The sequence below is a fragment of the Plebeiibacterium sediminum genome, from assembly GCF_026013605.1.
GTDB classification, from domain to species: Bacteria; Bacteroidota; Bacteroidia; order Bacteroidales; family Marinilabiliaceae; genus Saccharicrinis; species Saccharicrinis sediminus.
Genome location: NZ_JAPDPJ010000028.1, coordinates 1 through 18,739, shown reverse-complemented (window position 1 = coordinate 18,739; position 18,739 = coordinate 1). Strand labels below are relative to the sequence as shown.

Genomic DNA, 18,739 nt, shown 5'->3' with positions numbered 1-18,739 from the left:
ATTAACCGCAAATAAAGTAATTATTATCCAAAGACTCCATTCTTCGTTTAAAAAAAATGTTAACTATGAGCGATTTAACTAAACTTTAACGAATGCAAAATAGATTCAACCTGACGCACATAATAGGCCTTATTTTGTTTTTTTGGTGCATAGACAAAACCTTCTATCATGATTAGTTTATGATTCGCTTCATCTTTAATAAAATAATTTACAAATGGACCTCCCATAAAATAACCATCAACCTTCCATAAGCCTCGCATTTCAATAATATCCATATCCTGGTTCATAATTTGCTGGGTCACTACTGGCAAGCGATCTTCTGTGGTCATAAATGATTTTGAATTAGGTCCCGGAACGAATTTTTTAGATACCCTATTTCTAAGTGCCACTAAATCTGAAGTACTCAAAGATTGTATGCTATCCAGATTAAACTCATGAAAGATAACTGATTGTATGGTTTCTAATTTATCATATCTAAACCATGTAAAACCTAAAGTATCTTTTACCAGACGATAGCCTTGTGGTATCACAATATCCAAATTATACTTATTTTTAATGTAACGTGCTGTGGCTGCATCTGCTCCTTTTTTATTGGCGTTAGCTAAAGTATTTATATCTCCATAGTACAAGTGATTAAATATTTGGGTTTGATTATCCTCAAACATATTCACAAAATTTTCAGCTCCGGAAAAATCCACCTCAACTACCTGTTGACCATTTGCCCATACATTTCTCTTATATTTTACTTGTGCTTTTTGAATAATACTCTGATTTATGATTAAAATATTCCGATAAGTTTTAAAATGACCTTCAAAATCGCCGGGAGTAATTGTTGTAATTCTAAATGTAGGTTCAGGCTGGGGTATGCAAGGAAACTCCTGAGTTGCAAATTCAATTACTTTTTCTTTTACTATAGTGTTTTCAAAGGAAGGATCTATAACAATTAATAATTCACCTGGCGCACCAATAGAACGAATATTATTTTCACTACTCTGTGTTTTACATGCTGCAATTAACATTACTCCTAAAAACGCGATAAATAGCATTTTTCTAAAAGCACTAATATTCTGATATGTATATAGTAAAGTTTTCATATGTTTATTTTTTCTTTTAATTGCCAAATGGAACTCGCCAATTATATCATCCTCATGAGTTAAAATTCGTTCTCATGGCTCGTTTCATCTTATTTAATTTTAGAAGGACAAAAGGAACTCGCGAGTAAAAACAGTTATCATCGTATATAAAAATCCTTTTGATTTTCCAAGATGAACTGATTCTTTTCGGGTGTTTCAAATGTTATAGTTAAGATATGTACTCAACTACCCCGAAAAGGGAAAAACGGGGTAGTTAATTATTTCATTATTAACTTTGTATTTGAGAATACATTAACAAGTTATAGTATCAACGATTATAATTATTGTAATGTAAAATTGATAGGCACTTGGTAGGAAACAGATACAAATTTATTTCTTTGTTTTCCTGGTTTCCAGTCAGGCATTGACGAAACTACTCGAATTGCTTCTTTATCTAATGATGGATCAGCCCCACGAAGAATTTTTACGTCTCTTACTTTACCAGTTTTACCAATCACAAAGCTTAAATAAACTTTACCCTGAATTCCGTTTTCCTGGGCTATAACCGGATAATTTACGGATTTAGCTAAGTATCTCAATAAAGCTCTTTCTCCACCTGGAAATTCTGGTTTATCTTCTAAAATTACAAATGGAATTGCTTCGTCACCAGCATCATCCTCCATTGCAAAATCGTCCAGGGCCAGCGTTAAATCTTCTGTAGATTCTGAAGTAAAATCTATTTCCTCTTCAATGGGAGTATCATCTTCTACAATAACAATTTCTTCAACAGAAACTTTAGGAGGAACGGGCTTAGCCTGTTCTGGTTCTTTTTCTCTTACAATAGGAGGCAATTCCAATTCATCAACCGGTCCATCATTAATAACAAATTGTTTAATTGTATTTGTGGTCGTTTTCCATTCAAAAGCAACCAACGAAACCCCTAAGGCAATAACAAATCCAATTTGCAAAAACATATTGCGTTTTCGCTCCAGATCAAACTTTTTGTTTTTTTTAACTTCCATAACTCAAATTTTATATGGTCATACAACTGAAATATTCAGTCATGCCATATTAAAATCAAGCTATATACCAAAAACCACTCTTTGGGTCCAACTAAATCATATCCCATTAATTATCAATATAATAAAAGACATAAACAGAAGAAATTGTATTTTTTACTTCTGCGCATAATCGCCCAGCCGGGCGAAATTATTGCGGGCGATTACGCCCACCAACAAAAAATGCCACACTGTAAAACAATGCGGCATTTTAATTTTTAATGGTATTTTATCAATCCATAATAGAAATTAGTTCCCTGTTATGGTCATATCATTTTTCATAACCATAGGTATTGACATGCCATTAGGCATTTGGGCATTTCCTTTTATTTCTGTGTTTCCTTTTAATTCCTGATCTATTTTAGCTTCCATAATCCAACCACTTGATTTGTCAATTTTAATTTTAGAAACCAAACTTCCACTTAAGTTATACTTCATCTGCATACCATTATTTTCAACGTAAGTATCTGTATCTTCTGTTTTAATTGAAGAATCACCTCCAATTAAATAAAAATCGGAACCTTCTTCTAAATATTTATACGTTGAATTCATAAGAGCAGAGAAACCTGAATTCATGTTTGTACTAACATTCCATGTATCTCCTAATTTAACTGGTTGGTCAGGAAAAATTGAAGTAACCATCTCAAGGTTTCCTTTTAAAGCATCACCTCCATAAGCATCTTGCAGTTGTTTTTTAACTTGTGCTACCTGAGCCTCCGGAGCATTAGGAAGTTTATCATAAATAGAAGCAAATAAAACATCAGTGTTTCTTACTTCTTTAATTTTCCCATTTTTCAGCATGGTGATATAAAATGTTTTACCAACCATTTCTCCTAATATCGTTGAGAACATATCTGTTTCGTCTATTTTATCCGAACTAAATTCCATTGACCCTTGTGGCATTTGCATATTCATTTTCAAGCTCTTATACTTTACAGATAAATCATAGGAATCACTATTAACTTTATCAACGTTATAAGACATCACACCATAAATATTCATCACAATATTTATAGTCATTCCACTTAAATTCTGTTCAATATTAATTTTAGAATCTTGTTTTTGCAGGTATTCCTGTCCTTGTTTTAAGTTTAGTTGCAGGGTTGACTTTTGAGCAAAACAGGCAAATGAAACTACCCATAGTAACGTTAGAATTTGATATTTTTTCATCACAAATTAAGTTTAATAAGTTTTTAAAATCTTAATAAACCTACTAAAATTTATTATTACTTTAACTCTTGCATTAAAATATTTAGCTTTGCAGCGCAGCTTCAAATAAAATGAAATGGTTACGTTAAACGCTCACAACATTACAAATCATATCAAACGATTTATTTTACACGAACTAAGTGAAATAATTCTGGAGCCACTTACTATTTTCATTTTTGATGAAAACCAACAATTGCTTATTCATCATTCAACTGATAACCATAAAATTTTACCAGATACCTCAGCACACAAAACAATAACTGAGGTTAATAATGAAATCCTGAACAAGAAGGATTTTTCATTTTATTCTAATCAATTTTTTATCCATGCTGATTTAGCATACCACATTGGTATATTAATAAAAGGAGAGATTAATACCGCAAAAACTTACATTCATTTGCTTACTGAAATCATCTCCCAATCCATTAAGGATATTAAACAGCAAAACCAATTAGATAAAACAGAACAATTTACCTTTGCCATAATGAATGCAGTAAACTTTGCTGTTTTGTCTACAAACTCATCTGGAAAAATTATTTACGCCAACGATCATTGCTGTAGAATACTTGATATACGCCGAACTGAATTATTGGATTATTCAATAGAGAAACTTATTCCCACCTGGAACGACATCATTAAAATGGTAAATCAGGGGAATGATGTCTCAAACAAAGAAACGACCATTAGTACTCCATCCGATTCATTAAAATTTAATTTAAACTGTTCTCCGATTATTGATACCGATGGTATTAAAATAGGCTTTGTTTTGGCATTTCGCTCCATTGAAAAGGTTTACCAATTGGTTAACAAGTACACAGGAATGGAGGCCAGATACACTTTTGATGATATTATTGGCAAAAGTAAAATAATGCGTCAGGCCATTGATTATGCTGAGACCATAGCCAACAGTCCTTCAACTATTTTAATTGAAGGCGAAAGTGGAACAGGTAAAGAGGTTTTTGCCCAAAGTATTCACAATGCAAGCAATAGAAAAAATGGCGCCTTTGTTGCCATTAACTGCGCTGCCATATCTGAAAACCTGATAGAAAGTGAATTATTTGGATACGAACACGGCGCCTTTACCGGAGCTAAAAAAGGTGGTCATCCGGGTAAATTTGAGCTGGCCAACAACGGAACACTATTCTTAGATGAAATTGGAGATATGAAACCTGATATGCAGGTTAAATTATTAAGAGCCATACAAGAAAGTAGTATAACCAGAGTTGGTGGCGATAAAGTCATTCCTATTGATGTGCGAATTATTGCAGCTACAAACAAAAACCTTCAGAATGAGGTTGAAAAGGGAAATTTCAGAATGGATCTTTTCTACAGAATCAGCGTAATCCCATTATACATTCCATCTTTAAAAGAACGAAAAGGAGATATTCCCTCATTGATAAAATTCTTTCTAAATCAAAAAAGTCTTAAGTTACATAAGGATATTCCCCATATGGGATATTCAGATTTACAGCAATTGTTGGATTACGACTGGCCTGGAAATGTAAGAGAATTGGAAAACTATATTGAACAATTGGTCAATTTTAATGGCAAAATATCTTTAGATAGTTTCCACATTTTAAAACACGAAAAAGATAAGGTTCAATACGAAAACAACAATGTCAATATTGAAGCAATTCCTGATTTAACACTGCAGGAAATTGAAAAAAGACATATCTTTATGGCCATCAAAAAACACAGTGGTAACATGACTAAAGTTGCTAAGATTCTGGGAATTGGAAGAAATACTTTATATCAAAAACTTAAAAAATACAATATTAATCATTCCGATTAACACACTCAATATCGATCGTCCTATTTTCGAACACCGTTCCGTTTATGAACACAACTAAATATAATAGATGTCCTATTATGGGACATATTAATTTAACTAATCCTCACCCGACACTACATAAAGCTATATTTCAACAACATAACAACTTTGGCACAAAAATAGATATTAACAGGTCAAACTATGGCAATTATGGATACACAAAAAAAGCAAAACGTAATTAGAATATGCCTGGGAAGCTCATGCTACACACGTGGAAACGCAGAGAACCTAAAAATTATTCAGCAATACGTTGAAGGGAAAAAAGAAATTGCTGCTACACTTGATTTTAGAGGGCATCTATGTACTGAGAATTGCAGTAGAGGTCCGGTAATCACAATTAATGATGAAACCTTTGAAGAAGTTCAAACTTTTCAGGTAGAAAAAATACTGATGGAAAAATTAGGCTAATTCAAACACCAAAATTTGCATTAATCATCATTCTTTATGAATACAAAACCCATTTACACCATTGAAAATGATTGTATGGACTGTTATAAATGCATTAGAAACTGCCCTTCTAAAGCAATTAAAATAACAGAACAAAAAGCATCTATAATAGATGAACTTTGCATATACTGTGGACGATGTGTATCTGTATGTCCGGCAAATGCCAAGCAAATCAGAGATGGTGTATCAAGGGTTAAACAATTAATCAAGTCAGGTACCACAACAATAGCTTCTGTGGCACCATCTTTTCGTTCGGAATTCCCTCATTTTACCGACGAAGAGTTTATTACCCAATTAACTAATTTAGGTTTTAACTACATTTCAGAGACTGCCTTAGGTGCCCAGATTGTAACAGGGCACACTGAGCAGTTTTTAAAGGCTCGTAACAAAGGTGTTTATATTTCATCTGCTTGTCCGGGTGTAGTTGAACTCATCAAAAAATATTACCCACAACACGTTGTAAATATTATTCCGTTCCTCTCTCCCATGCTGGCTCATGCTAAAAGCCTGAAAGCTAACGGAGGAAAAGATACTAAAATAGTATTTATAGGCCCTTGTATTGCTAAAAAAGCAGAAGCTGATAACTGGCCATCATTAGTTGATACCGCTATTACTTTTAATGAATTAAAAGAATGGATCAACGAATCAGATAAACCAGAAACTAACAGCAAGGGTAAAACGATAGATTTTTATCCGGAAAGAGCTACAAATGGAAACATCTACCCCATTGAAGGAGGAATGATTAACACCTTTGGTAAGGGAACAAACAACTTGTTAAAACTATCTTTTGCAGGTATTGATGAAGTGAAAAAGGTTTTAAATACATTAAACACCATTCAACATGATGGTCCTGTATTTTTAGAACTTTTACTTTGTGAAGGAGGATGTATAAACGGACCAGGTTGTAGTGAAGACAATAATCCAGTTCAGCGAAAAATTGAAATTTTAAACAGTAAGCCTAAAGAAAACACTACAAAAAAAGAAAATCCTATTCTATTAAATATTGAGTGCGATTACTTTGGTCAGAATGCAGTTATTTTACCCGACTACAAACCTGAAGATATACAAGAAGCTTTATATAGTATTGGTAAACATTCTCCTAAAGACGAGTTAAATTGCGGCAGTTGTGGATATAATACTTGCCGCGAATTTGCTATGGCTACTCTTAGCGGGATGGCTGAAACAAATATGTGCGTTTCGCATTTGAAGAAAATTGCACACCATCAGGCTACATTATTACTAAAGAAAATACCTTCTGGTGTAATTTTAGTAGACTCTGATTTAAATATTAAAGAAATTAATCAAAGTTGTTTGAATATGCTCCAATTGCAAAACAATTTTGATTCTCAGCATATCAATTCAGATTTGGTTAATAAATCCATTAATGAACTCGGTTATTTTACGGAACATTTTACCACAGCAATTCACACAGGTAAAGAGTACAATCAATTACCCGTAGTTCAAAATGGAAAGAGCTTTCAGTTGAGTATTTTCAATATTCAAAAGTACAAACTGGTTGCCGGAATTATTCAGAATTTTGAAAACAAAGAATTCAGAAGCGACATCATTGAAAAAAGAACACGGATTGTAATCAAAAAGAACATGGAAACTGTACAAAAGATAGCTGCTTTACTTGGTGAGAACGCTTCTTTTACTGATTCTTTATTGAACTCAATTCTAACCGATTATTCCGAAGAAAATTCTAATCATTTAAACACTGATAGCGAATCGCATGCATAATCCATTTGTAATAGAAGCAGAAAATTTATGTTATGCAAAGGCTGGCGAGTCAATTTGCGGCGATGCGGTACTCTTTAGTAAAGTAAAAGAGGAAAACCGCTTTGTTGCGGTGATGTCTGATGGATTAGGAAGCGGAGCAAAAGCCAACGTATCAGCTACAATGACCAGCACAATGGCTCTTCAGTTTACTCTTGCCGGAGAACCGATTGAGCGCACTGCTGAATTTATCACAAAAACACTTCCTGAGGATTCTTTACGCAAAGTAAGCTATTCTACATTTTCAATCATTGATATAAATTATCGTGGTGAAGTAAACATCATGGAATATGATAACCCATCTGTACTATTGTTAAGAGATGGTGACTTTATTGATTTACAAAAAAATGAAAAAACGCTAACCCACATCAAAACAAATAGAAATAAACTCTACCACTACAATTTTAGTCTTAAAAAAGAGGATAGAATTATTTTAGTGAGTGACGGAATAACCCAATGTGGTATGGGAAGCGATGAAATGCATTTTGGCTGGCAAATTTCAGGACTAAAAAATTATATTAAAAATACAGTAAGCGAAACGCCAAAAATATCGGCTAAAAGCCTTTGTCAAAGCATTATTTCCAGAGCTGTTTCTATTGATAATGGATCTTTAAAAGATGATGCCTCATGTTGTGTATTATATTATCGCAAGCCGCGGAAATTATTAATTGTATCCGGACCTCCGTATCATAAACACAATGATGTAACACTGGCTAACAGCATTAAGCAATTCAAAGGACACACAATTGTTTGCGGCGGAACAACAGCCAAGATTGTTGCAAGAGAATTAGATACTGAAGTTGAAATTGATTTGAATCATTACCAACCCGGACTACCCCCGCAAGCACAAATGAAAGGTGTTGATCTGGTTACCGAAGGAGTGATAACCCTGGCTAAAGTATCTGAAGAAATGCAACATTACGAAAGTAAAGCTGATGTACCGGATGGCGTATCTGGAAAAATTATAAAAATGATGCTCGAAAGTGATGAAATTGAGTTCATATCAGGAACAAGAATCAATAATGCACATCAGGATCCCAATTTACCTGTTGAGCTTGAAATAAGAAGAAACGTAATTAAACGAATAACCGAAATATTAGAAAATAAATTTTATAAGAAGACAAGTACGACCTATTTATAAATAAACCCAAATACAAAGTATCACTCTATTGGAGTGATGAACATGGAAAACTTTATTGAGAAAACTATTTTAGAAAATAAATAACTTAAAAATAATATGACCTATTTTAACAATGCGATTCAAACACGAAGGGAATTATTAACCCGAATAATTAAGCTATTAAAGGAAGATGAATTGTTTGAAAAGATTGATAGAATCCCTCTTGAGATGAGACCCAAATCCAAGACTCCTATTCGTTGTTGCGTGCATAAAGACCGTGCAGTTATAAAATACAAAGCAATGGCGATGATGGGTTTTTGTATTGCTGATGAAGAAGATGAACTTACACCATTAAGAGATTACGCAGAAAAGTCTGTACAGAAAAAGGGAATTCCTGACGAGCACCTTACTGTAATTGATGAAGCATGTAGTTCTTGTGTTCAGGTAAATTATACAGTAAGTAACTTATGCCAGGGATGTGAAGCTAGAGCTTGTCAGGTAAACTGTCCTAAAGATGCCATCAGAGTATTAAACGGTAAGGCGATTATTGACCACCAGAAATGCGTAAACTGTGGATTATGTCAAAAAGCATGTCCATTCCATGCTATTGCTTACCTGCCTGTTCCATGCGAAGAAGCTTGTCCTGTAAATGCCATTAAAAAAGATGAAAATGGTATTGAGGTAATAGACAAATCGAAATGTATATATTGTGGGAAATGTATGACAGCATGTCCTTTTGGTGCAATCATGGAAAAATCACAGGTAATTCAGCTTACTTATAACCTGAAGCAAAAAGAGGAAATGGTAGCCATGGTAGCGCCTGCAATTTTTGGTCAGTTTAAAGCTAAACCAGAAAATCTTTTGGGTGCCTTAAAAGAAATTGGTTTTACTCATGTGATTGAAGTTGCTGAAGGTGCTGATGTTACTGCACAAAATGAAACTGCAGAATGGATTGAGAATGTACAAAACAACAACTTGTTTATGACTTCATCTTGTTGTCCGGCACATACACTTTTAAGCGAAAAGCATATCCCCAAAATTCAACCTCATGTTTCGCATACAAAATCGCCAATGTATTATACTGCTGAAATTGCAAAGGAACGTTTCCCTAATGCAAAAAGAGTATTTATTGGCCCTTGTTTAGCTAAACGTAGCGAAGCTCAACATGCAAAAAATGTTGATTATGTATTAACTTTTGAGGAATTAAGCGTGATCTTTTTAGCTTACAACATTCAGTTCCCGGAAGCAGATGAAGTAAATCTTAAATTAAATATCTCAAACGAAGCCCGTGGTTTTGCTTTAAGCGGCGGTGTTGCCAATGCAATTAAAGCTTCAATTCCTAACGGATACGCTTTTAAAGAATTTTTAGTTGATGGTCTTACCAGAAAAAACATTAAACTATTGAAAGCCTTTACGGCAAAAGCTCCTGATTATAATTTTATTGAAGTAATGGGATGTGAAGGTGGTTGTATCAATGGTCCGGGCTCAGTTTCTACCAGCAAAGCAAGTCAGGCTGCAATGAAAAAGTTTTTAAGTGAACTTGAAACTGTTACTACCGATAAATAGCAAAATATTGCAATAGAATCTGAATTCTATTGTTTTCTGAATACACTAATGTTTCTTAATCCCATGTTAGCTTTTATGCCGACATGGGAATTTTATTTTAATGGCAATTTTACTTTACCAAGTATGCTCAGCTTATTATTTACTGATAAGCTCTAATAATTCAGGGCATATAGGTTCCAATAGTTCATCCGGAACATTTAAATCCCCGGAACCTACGCCTATTTTTACATGTGCTCTGGTGGCTCCATGAAAATCAGATCCTCCCGACTTTATAAAATCAAATTCATCTACATATGCTAAACATCGCTGTTTATCTTCCTCTGTAAATGATGGATAATAACATTCCATTCCATCCAAACCAAACTCTTTTAGTTGTTTCAGATAAGAACGAGCTTCTTCATCAGAATAGCCTTTCAGACCAATATTTAAATGATAATGAGCCAAAAATGCCTTACCCCCTCCATCATGAATGGCTTTAAATGCATCCGCAGGTTTAATAAGTTCCCCTTCAAAATAATCAACCTTATCCAGAAAGTTGATCCAGGACTCTTTTACATTCTTAGTATATCCTTTATGAACCAAACATTTTGCTATGGCCTGACGATCCATTAAACCACCACAAATAAATGGCTCTGCATCTTTACGCTCTATTTCAACACCCATAGAACGAAGTTTTTCAAAAACCTTTGTTAACAGATCTGATCTCTCCTGACGATATTTATTATAAACACGCAAGAATCCTTCACTTTGAGGATCTATCCCAAGTCCTAATATATGAAGTAGACGATTTTTGCCAAAGGCAGTGCTAAATTCTATTCCATTTATCAGATTAACACCAAGTTTATCCGCCTCTTGTTGCGCCTCTCCCAGACCTGCAATGGTATCATGATCTGTAATTGCAATAGCAGATACTCCGGCTTTTTTTGCCTCCAGCATCAGCTCTTTCGGCGTTAATGTTCCATCTGAAATTGTTGTATGTGTATGTAAATCTATCATATTATCTCCTCATCATGCTTTATAATAAAAGCATCTTACATGGCATTAAGTTCATATATTTGGGATTATTTTAAACTTCTTTAAAAATGAGTTTATGCCATTCTCAGTACTCAAAAAAACAAGAATACGCAATTTTTGCAAAAGCTGGTTTAAGTTACTGTTAAGTAACTGTATTATTCTGAATACCCACTTTTACCATGAGATTTGATTCAATAAGTGAGTATTCAGCGGTGTGAATTATAATCTTACAATCCTAAGTTTGGCAATACAAAAGATTTAGTGTTGGAATGCAATCTGATCCACAGACCTGGGTTTGCATTTAATTGCTGCTCCAACTCTTCTTTATCTGAACTTAGTTGAGTATTCAGCACATTGGCATAAGTTTGCACTTTTGCAGGAGCTGTTTCTGCATCTACTACTGACTGAACAATCTTTTTAGCCTGTAATATTGCAGCAGGTCCTAATGTAAGAATATACTCCGCAGAGCGACATTCTTTCTCATCCTTTTCATTCACAACGCTACCACCAGCCTTAAATTTACTGATATGATGTTCTAAAATACTGCTGGATATTGGAATTAAACCAGCCACATGATGATATTTAGCTCCTGAAAATGGTTTAATATATGCAAGGTGCGATGCATGATTTTTTTCTGGTCCGTGACCAATAAAAAAGATATCCAAACCTCCTAATTCTTCCATTTTAGTAAGATATCCAATTAGTGCAGCTTCCAAATCATCTGTATCTGTTTGCATTGGAGTGAAGCTTTTAATTTTTTTGAAAAAAGCGTCGCCTAAAATTCTCTCAAAATCACGAACAAAGCTTAAGCTATTACCCATACCCATTGGAGCCAGAGCATCCTGAGTAAAAACATTTAATCTGGCAAGCAATGCATCCTGTTCATCAGTTTTAGCTATTTCACCCAACAGGCGATGTAATTCCTGTGCCCCTCTACCTCCAAGAAGCGCAATATTTATATCTCCTTCTTTTAATTCAGCTGTGCTATAAAGCTCGTTTAACATTGCTTTACCAACTTCGGCTTCAGTTTCTAATACGGTGGGTTTTATACCATAATCTGTAAAACTAAATTCCTGAATTTCAGATTTTGACAACCACGTATTATTGCTGTCTACATATTTTGTGAATTGCGATTTATTTATATTCATGCTTTTTACTTTTTTGAGTGCATATACTGATGCACATGGAAGAATCTGATATTATTCTAAATCATAAAAGAATGGCAAAAATACATGTTTTAAAGATAATAGCCCTAATATCAATTACATTTCTTCGAGTATAAAGTGATCTGGAGTAAAGTGTTGATAAAAAATTCAGGGTTTAAGGATATTTTCATCAATAAGGTAAGATTAATTTATTTTTCACAAAGATTCAACAAGGTTCACTGAATGTCAATTCGTTGAATAGTTCTGACAGAATCCTTTTCGAATTCTATTTTTTTGTAATCAACAACAGTCCATTTACATATACACGAATCTCGTATTAATTCATAATATTCTTGAAAATAATCCCCCATAGATTCGGTAATAGTTACAGTAGTTATTGTATCATTATTTATCGATGATTCACTACTTAAAATCCCATCAGGATAGTTACACTTTCGGGCAAGTATTCCAACTATATTATCTTCACATTTATTTACTAAATAAATTATAGAATCATTTAAGTCAACTTGTTCTATTTCATGTTTTGCCAATAAACAACAATCAATATCTTGAAATAATTGATCATTTAAAACACTGCTAACTGTTACTATTTTAACTTTAGTATTTGATCTTACATCTTCCTTATTTATAATTGAATTAGCAAAAAACAAACTACTTAAAACGCCCAATATGAGGCAAAACAAAAACTTCATGGAGCTATAAAAGATTTTTCTTATTTAAATCAATTCATTCAAATCATTACCAGTCAGATTCTGTACATTTTTAGTTATTTTCTCTTTTTTCCAATCCCACCATTTAATTTCCAATAATTTTTCAATCTTATCTTCTGAGAATCGTTTTCTTATTTCTTGTGCCGGATTTCCTCCTACTATAGCGTAGGGTTCTACATCCTTAACAACAGTTGAATTTGCAGCAATAATTGCCCCATCGCCAATAGTTACGCCAGCCATTATTGTAGCATTATGGCCAATCCAAACATCATTCCCTATGTTTATATCACCTTTTTGAGGGTATGATTTTTTGTCCATTGCTTTTTCCCAACCATTTCCAAAAATAGCAAACGGATAAGCAGTAATTGCATTTGTTAAATGATTGGCTCCATTCATAATAAAATTTACACCTGAAGCAATCATACAAAACTTACCAATTATTAATTTATCACCTATAAAATCAAAATGATACTTTACATTTTTCTCAAAATTTTCAACATCATCAAAGTCATCGTAATAGGTGTAGTCTCCAACAATAATATTCGGATTCTTCACAACATTTTTCAAAAAACAAAGTCGATTATAATTCTCTAACGGAAATCTGGTGTCTTTATCTGGCCCTGACATAATTTTTTAGTGTATTAATTTCTTGATTACGAATTTAATTTGAACCTGCAGTAGCTGTAACTGTTGATGCCATAACAGCAGCTATCACTACTGTCTGCATTTCTTTAATAACTTTATCTACACCCTCTGAAATTAAATTCAACTCTACAATCTCTTTCAACCTCTTTCTGCACAGCTTAATTTCTTTCCTATCCTTACAAATAATTTTATACATTTTACAAGCATCAACTAAACTTAGCATCAAAGCATCTTCGTTTGTAATATCCTTATTGCTAAACACCAAGGCTCTTAAATCTTCTATTAAACCATTACGCATTGAAGCATTTACCAAACTACATTTATAATACCTGATACCTAAAAACTTTTTGTGTTCTAACGAAACAAATTCCTTTCTTTCAAGCTCTATCAGCAGTTCTTTTTGATACTTTCGTACTTTTCTTATAAATCTGTTAATCCAGTTTTTTATCTTTCTAATTCTGGATGAATTTCTTAACTCTTCCAGAATTTTATTGTGCGTTTCAGACAGTCTAGTGTGATTAGATTTAACGATAAGTTTTCCATTTTCAATCTCAATACATTTCTCATAAGCCAGATCAAGTAAAATTGCACCAATTAAACCTACATTTTTTATTTGTTCAGAAACAAGAAACCTCGCCTTTTCAGGATGCTGAATTAAAATTAAAAATTTGTTTGCTGTGGTATTTTCCATAGTTTATTGGTTTATGCATTATCTTATTAACTAGCTAATTAGAACTTACTAATTTATTGACATTTAGCTAAACTATAAAATTCCTTCAATATTTGTTCAAATTCAGTTAAATTTTAGTCCCAGGGAATATGCCCGCATTGAGAAATAGTCACAAAAAATAGCATTTGAAAACCTTTCAGAAAGCGCATCTTTACTTTCTCTATAAATCTAGTGATCTCCATAAGGATATCAAAACCGGAAATTCAGGATCATTAAGCTGTCTCCAAGGTTTATATTTCCTAACCTCTTTTCTGGTGCTATTTATAGGCTAGGCATGTATTTTACTATAAAAATCACTTTCTAACTTCAATTCTGCATAGCGTTTCTTTAATTAGTAGAGTCTTTTATTATGACTACTATAACCCTTTTCCTGCTACATATTTAATAAAATAAATTTCTTTTCTTAAAAACCATAATTGCAACTATAACAATCAATTATAATAAACATCTCACCTTCAAAGCAAAATATTTGTAGCTCTTTTTTATCGAAACTTTAAACAAAAAATATAAATGGTTGTTATGCTTGTATTAAAATTAAACATATAAAATTAATATTATGGAAAATTTAAAATTGGATATTGAAGCCCTAAAAGATGGACCATATGCAGTAAAAGGCGTAGTAACTATTACAACAAGTGATGGTACAACAAAAGAATATACCAACCCATATTTATGCCGATGTGGAGCATCAAAAAACAAACCTTTTTGCGATGGATCACACCGAAAGGTAGGATTTACTGAATAACATTCTTTTATGAAAAAAGCTACCAAAATTAAGACTTCTTACAGTTTTAGTTTTAGTAGCTTTTGTTTTGTATCACACTAAATATTTTGGCGTTAACAATCACTCATCTGCATACTTTAATTCTACTGCTGTATCAACTCCCGACTTTGTAATAAATATGTAATCTGCAGCATCATTTTCTCTTGAATAAATAAGATTATTATTGTAGAAAACCTTTGCTATTTCTGCACAATAATTTCTTCCCAAACATTCTGTAGTAAATAAATATTGTACTAAAATAGTATCCACTGAATTATCCTGAAAATGCACATAGGTTTCATAGTTTGATATATTATCAAATCCATATACAATGGTTTCCCAAACATTTTTATTGATGTATGAATCATGTGACAAAACATTAGCATTCCCATTAAAATACACTTCATTCTGATATTTGGTTAAATCATCATTCGATATTTCGGAATAACTATCCTTAAAGGTTATTGGATAAGATTTAAAATTTGCTTCTTCTATTAAGTCCTGATTAAGCTCATTTAAGAAAACAAATTTTAAGCCTAAATTGCATACGAATTCAGTCTCTTCTTTTTCTACATTTAAGCTCTCTTTTGCACAACTTGTAAATAAAGCAACGGCAACTAATAATAAAATACTTTTTTTCATAATTTCTGAATGATTTGTATTAATGCTTAGTTGATGATTTTTATTGTTAACGGTTGCGTTATCGTATATTCTAATACCAAAAACCTAACAAATATGCCATTAAGCGTAAATGGGAATGCTATATCCTCTTGTTAAAACAGTGGTTAAAAAACAGTATTACTATCAAGTGCAACAAATTAATAAAAGGATTCATTATTAGCTGAAATATCACAAAAATGACAACGATAAAACCATATAAAAAGCTTTAAAAATGCCATTTAAAACACTATAAGTAAAAATCACATGATTAACACCTTACAGATTAGTTGCTGGAATATTGTTTAGTTCAACAAACCCTACAATTTATAGGGTATGCAAGCAACCCTACATTAGAGGCTAAGTGTTAGCATATTTGTCAAGAACTAGTATCTATTTTCTTAATTTCATAGGTTAGATAATCTTTGTATAATTTTGAAATAGATTTAGCTTCGCCAAGTATTGTTAGAATATCATTATTCATCAAAATTGTAGAACCATTAGGTGCAAAAGTTTTATTATCCCTTTCTACTAATACTATTAAAACATCTTTAGGTAACTTAATCTCTTTTAATTGACGACCAACCATCTCTTCTTGCGGGGTTCCCTTTAATAGTTTTATGCTTACAAAACGTTCATTCTGCAACAAATATTCCTTAATTTCACGATGACTATCCATATTTAGCAGGGCTTTCACAATATCCTCTCTCTCTAAAATATCAAGAAGCCTTGACAACATGCGCAATTGTTGCTTTGGCTTTTCAACAGAATTAACTAAAAACACGCAGATTTGAACCGGCATTTTTATTCCATAGTCTTTAAATGGAAGTTTACCATCTATTGGTGTTTTGCAAATAACTATTTGCATTGAAGGATATATAACACCCTTGAACTTCGCATTAAAAACCACCACATTTGGTATGGCTATATATGAGTCATCGGAAGCAGAATTAATAAATTTTTCAATAGCATTTTCTTTACAAAGATTAAAATTAGCGCAAAAAACATCAGAGACTTTATTTAAAATAGCCTCAAAATCGGTCTTTTTTTTGATAATTGAAATTTTAGATTTAATGATCGTTTCATCAAAAGGATCGCCTTCGCGAAGACCTTTTTCTTTTAATATTTCCATCAACTCATTTTCTAACTCATCGTACCTATTTTCACCCAAAAGTGCAAACCAATGATATATAGCGCCCTCCCGTTTAACTTTCCCCCGTGAATAGAAATAATACCAAAGTAAACCCATTATTATTATTCCAGAAGTAAAAAGAAAGGGCATCCACCCAAGATAAATAATGAGCACACAAGAAATTATTATGCCTACAATTTGCATATACGGATAATAAGGCGATAAATAACCAGGATCATATGATTCTATTTTGCTTTTTCTAAATACTATAACCGAGAAATTGACAAAAATAAAAATAAGCAGTTGAAAGGTGCTGGCAAGCTTTACTATTCCTTCTTCGGATAAAACAAGTATAAATAATATGATTACTGCAGTTGTTAGCAATATGGCAACAATCGGGCTTCCATTACTCCCTATTTTGGAAAAAACAGCAGGAAATAATTTATCACGCCCCATGGCAAAGGGGTAACGTGATGATGATAGAAGACCTGCATTTCCTGTTGATGCAAAAGCAGCAAGAGCAGCTATTGACATTACCATTACTCCCACATTTTCTGGCAACCATTTAAAAATATGTTTGGCAGCAGTAGCTGCTGGAGCCATGTCGTTGGCTAATTCTGATGGTTGAATTACTGCAACCATAATAAAAACACCTAAGCCATAAATAAGACTTGTTACAACTAAAGAGAGTATCATTCCTAAAGGAATGTTTCTTTCGGGTTTTTTAATTTCTTCAGCAACACTTGCTATTTTTGTTAATCCAAGGTAAGACACAAAAACAAAACCTACTGTTGCAAACAAGCCTTCTATTCCATTGGAAAAGAATGGCGTAAACTGGTTACCAACAGAATCCTTATTAACGAATTCCATCCTTAAAATGGATAGCATACCATTGAAAATAAAAATTACTAAAATTACGATTAGGAATACTACAAACACTTTTTGGAATGCAGATGTTTTTTTTGCCCCTACAAGATTTAAAATCATGAATAAAAGGGTTACAACAATGGCAACCATTTTTACCGGTACTTCCCAAAAAATTGCGGCATAAGCACCTATACCAATAATCGCAAAAGCCGTTTTTAGCATCAATGCAAAGTAAGTCCCCAAACCTCCAATTGCTCCCATTACAGGACCTAAACTTCTGTCCAGAAAGAAATATGCACCACCTGATTTCGGTAAAGCTGTTGATATTTCAGCAATACTAAACATAGATGGCAATATTAAAACTCCAGCTAATAAATACGCTAAAAATACGGATGGACCAGTATAATGAGAGGCAATACCTGGCAATAAAAAAAATCCAGAACTAAACATTGCACCTGTGCTAATGGCAAAAACATCGAACAATCCTAAGTCTTTTTTTAGTTTATCTTTTACAGCCATACATTAATGATTTAAATGATCTATTGTATACAAGATAAGAATAAAACACATCTTTTTATCTTGTACTTTTGTAGAATATTAAATTCACAACCCAATCAATAAGCCTTTTTATTAATGGATATGTTTATTTTATTATTTATTACAATGGCTTTCGGAGGTGGATTCGTCATTATGCGGCACCACGTTTGCTGGATGAAGTCGTGGCGCGTTAGTCGTGGTGTCGTGTCACCCGCCAGGGGGACTAAGACGGTATGACTAAGATGTCTGGACGAGCGAACCCAGCCATGCTTTATTCCAGCGTGTTGAACTAAACCCGCAGAGCGGGAGCTTAGGCTAAAACTAACAAAATTCGTATGATAACTACATCTTCTACCATTATTAATTTTTAAATACAATTGTAATGAGTAGAGAATCTTACCTACAACAAGCTTGTAAAGCAGTTCCTGAATTTAAACT

Annotated in this window: 16 protein-coding genes; 6 read left to right on the top strand and 10 right to left on the bottom strand. The window is 33.0% G+C overall.

Annotated features, from left to right (window positions below; translation table 11 throughout):
- Positions 1–74: 74 nt before the first annotated feature.
- The 3 genes from OM075_RS12795 to OM075_RS12785 all read right to left on the bottom strand — a co-directional run bounded on the left by OM075_RS12795 (position 75) and on the right by OM075_RS12785 (position 3,301).
- Positions 75–1,094 (bottom strand): DUF4837 family protein, encoded by a 1,020-nt coding sequence (locus tag OM075_RS12795; RefSeq protein ID WP_301190916.1) that lies wholly within the window; start codon positions 1,092–1,094, stop codon positions 75–77.
- 320 nt (positions 1,095–1,414) lie between these two features.
- Positions 1,415–2,095: an energy transducer TonB gene (locus tag OM075_RS12790; RefSeq protein ID WP_301190915.1), complete on the bottom strand. Its 681-nt coding sequence runs from the start codon at positions 2,093–2,095 to the stop codon at positions 1,415–1,417.
- A 285-nt stretch (positions 2,096–2,380) separates the two neighbouring features.
- A complete protein-coding gene (locus OM075_RS12785) occupies positions 2,381–3,301 on the bottom strand; it encodes a DUF6263 family protein (protein ID WP_301190914.1) in 921 nt (306 codons plus the stop codon).
- A 115-nt stretch (positions 3,302–3,416) separates the two neighbouring features.
- Between OM075_RS12785 and OM075_RS12780 the strand changes: the two genes are divergently transcribed.
- The 5 genes from OM075_RS12780 to OM075_RS12760 all read left to right on the top strand — a co-directional run bounded on the left by OM075_RS12780 (position 3,417) and on the right by OM075_RS12760 (position 10,080).
- Positions 3,417–5,132 carry a sigma-54 interaction domain-containing protein gene (locus tag OM075_RS12780; protein ID WP_301190913.1) on the top strand — a complete coding sequence of 572 codons (1,716 nt, stop codon included), beginning with the start codon at positions 3,417–3,419 and terminating at the stop codon, positions 5,130–5,132.
- A gap of 189 nt (positions 5,133–5,321) precedes the next feature.
- Complete coding sequence (locus OM075_RS12775; protein WP_301190912.1) at positions 5,322–5,579, top strand: NAD(P)H-dependent oxidoreductase subunit E; 258 nt, start codon at positions 5,322–5,324, stop codon at positions 5,577–5,579.
- A 36-nt stretch (positions 5,580–5,615) separates the two neighbouring features.
- A complete protein-coding gene (locus OM075_RS12770) occupies positions 5,616–7,358 on the top strand; it encodes a [Fe-Fe] hydrogenase large subunit C-terminal domain-containing protein (protein ID WP_301190911.1) in 1,743 nt (580 codons plus the stop codon).
- The gene (locus OM075_RS12765) at positions 7,351–8,535 is read left to right on the top strand and encodes a SpoIIE family protein phosphatase (RefSeq protein WP_301190910.1); all 1,185 of its coding nucleotides are present in this window, start codon (positions 7,351–7,353) and stop codon (positions 8,533–8,535) included. The genes OM075_RS12770 and OM075_RS12765 overlap by 8 nt, the downstream gene beginning before the upstream one ends.
- A 96-nt stretch (positions 8,536–8,631) precedes the next feature.
- The gene (locus tag OM075_RS12760) at positions 8,632–10,080 is read left to right on the top strand and encodes a monomeric [FeFe] hydrogenase (RefSeq protein ID WP_301190909.1); all 1,449 of its coding nucleotides are present in this window, start codon (positions 8,632–8,634) and stop codon (positions 10,078–10,080) included.
- Positions 10,081–10,215: 135 nt separating this feature from the next.
- On the opposite strand, the gene OM075_RS12755 is transcribed toward OM075_RS12760, so the two are convergent.
- From OM075_RS12755 to OM075_RS12735, 5 genes are all read right to left on the bottom strand, one after another.
- The gene (locus OM075_RS12755; RefSeq protein WP_301190908.1) at positions 10,216–11,076 is read right to left on the bottom strand and encodes a PHP domain-containing protein; all 861 of its coding nucleotides are present in this window, start codon (positions 11,074–11,076) and stop codon (positions 10,216–10,218) included.
- Positions 11,077–11,321: 245 nt separating this feature from the next.
- Entirely contained in the window at positions 11,322–12,242 is a 921-nt protein-coding gene (locus OM075_RS12750; protein ID WP_301190907.1) for a sugar phosphate isomerase family, read from the bottom strand.
- A gap of 233 nt (positions 12,243–12,475) precedes the next feature.
- A complete protein-coding gene (locus tag OM075_RS12745) occupies positions 12,476–12,952 on the bottom strand; it encodes a hypothetical protein (RefSeq protein ID WP_301190906.1) in 477 nt (158 codons plus the stop codon).
- 24 nt (positions 12,953–12,976) lie between these two features.
- Complete coding sequence (locus OM075_RS12740; protein WP_301190905.1) at positions 12,977–13,597, bottom strand: CatB-related O-acetyltransferase; 621 nt, start codon at positions 13,595–13,597, stop codon at positions 12,977–12,979.
- Positions 13,598–13,631: 34 nt separating this feature from the next.
- Positions 13,632–14,306 (bottom strand): GOLPH3/VPS74 family protein, encoded by a 675-nt coding sequence (locus OM075_RS12735; RefSeq protein ID WP_301190904.1) that lies wholly within the window; start codon positions 14,304–14,306, stop codon positions 13,632–13,634.
- Positions 14,307–14,901: 595 nt separating this feature from the next.
- On the opposite strand from OM075_RS12735, the gene OM075_RS12730 reads away from it, so the two are divergent.
- Positions 14,902–15,090, top strand: a complete 189-nt coding sequence (locus OM075_RS12730; protein WP_301190903.1) for a CDGSH iron-sulfur domain-containing protein — start codon at positions 14,902–14,904, stop codon at positions 15,088–15,090.
- A gap of 99 nt (positions 15,091–15,189) precedes the next feature.
- Here the strand turns inward: OM075_RS12730 and OM075_RS12725 are convergent, their stop codons facing one another.
- Together OM075_RS12725 and OM075_RS12720 are read right to left on the bottom strand one after the other, a co-directional pair.
- Positions 15,190–15,750: a hypothetical protein gene (locus tag OM075_RS12725; RefSeq protein ID WP_301190902.1), complete on the bottom strand. Its 561-nt coding sequence runs from the start codon at positions 15,748–15,750 to the stop codon at positions 15,190–15,192.
- 394 nt (positions 15,751–16,144) lie between these two features.
- Positions 16,145–18,283: an amino acid permease gene (locus tag OM075_RS12720; RefSeq protein WP_301190901.1), complete on the bottom strand. Its 2,139-nt coding sequence runs from the start codon at positions 18,281–18,283 to the stop codon at positions 16,145–16,147.
- Positions 18,284–18,739 lie beyond the last annotated feature (456 nt).

Coding starts and splice junctions, on each gene's coding strand:
- OM075_RS12795 (WP_301190916.1), bottom strand. CDS start 1,094: ATGAAAACTTTACTATATACATATCAGAATATTAGTGCTTTTAGAAAA.
- OM075_RS12790 (WP_301190915.1), bottom strand. CDS start 2,095: ATGGAAGTTAAAAAAAACAAAAAGTTTGATCTGGAGCGAAAACGCAAT.
- OM075_RS12785 (WP_301190914.1), bottom strand. CDS start 3,301: ATGAAAAAATATCAAATTCTAACGTTACTATGGGTAGTTTCATTTGCC.
- OM075_RS12780 (WP_301190913.1), top strand. CDS start 3,417: ATGGTTACGTTAAACGCTCACAACATTACAAATCATATCAAACGATTT.
- OM075_RS12775 (WP_301190912.1), top strand. CDS start 5,322: ATGGATACACAAAAAAAGCAAAACGTAATTAGAATATGCCTGGGAAGC.
- OM075_RS12770 (WP_301190911.1), top strand. CDS start 5,616: ATGAATACAAAACCCATTTACACCATTGAAAATGATTGTATGGACTGT.
- OM075_RS12765 (WP_301190910.1), top strand. CDS start 7,351: ATGCATAATCCATTTGTAATAGAAGCAGAAAATTTATGTTATGCAAAG.
- OM075_RS12760 (WP_301190909.1), top strand. CDS start 8,632: ATGACCTATTTTAACAATGCGATTCAAACACGAAGGGAATTATTAACC.
- OM075_RS12755 (WP_301190908.1), bottom strand. CDS start 11,076: ATGATAGATTTACATACACATACAACAATTTCAGATGGAACATTAACG.
- OM075_RS12750 (WP_301190907.1), bottom strand. CDS start 12,242: ATGAATATAAATAAATCGCAATTCACAAAATATGTAGACAGCAATAAT.
- OM075_RS12745 (WP_301190906.1), bottom strand. CDS start 12,952: ATGAAGTTTTTGTTTTGCCTCATATTGGGCGTTTTAAGTAGTTTGTTT.
- OM075_RS12740 (WP_301190905.1), bottom strand. CDS start 13,597: ATGTCAGGGCCAGATAAAGACACCAGATTTCCGTTAGAGAATTATAAT.
- OM075_RS12735 (WP_301190904.1), bottom strand. CDS start 14,306: ATGGAAAATACCACAGCAAACAAATTTTTAATTTTAATTCAGCATCCT.
- OM075_RS12730 (WP_301190903.1), top strand. CDS start 14,902: ATGGAAAATTTAAAATTGGATATTGAAGCCCTAAAAGATGGACCATAT.
- OM075_RS12725 (WP_301190902.1), bottom strand. CDS start 15,750: ATGAAAAAAAGTATTTTATTATTAGTTGCCGTTGCTTTATTTACAAGT.
- OM075_RS12720 (WP_301190901.1), bottom strand. CDS start 18,283: ATGGCTGTAAAAGATAAACTAAAAAAAGACTTAGGATTGTTCGATGTT.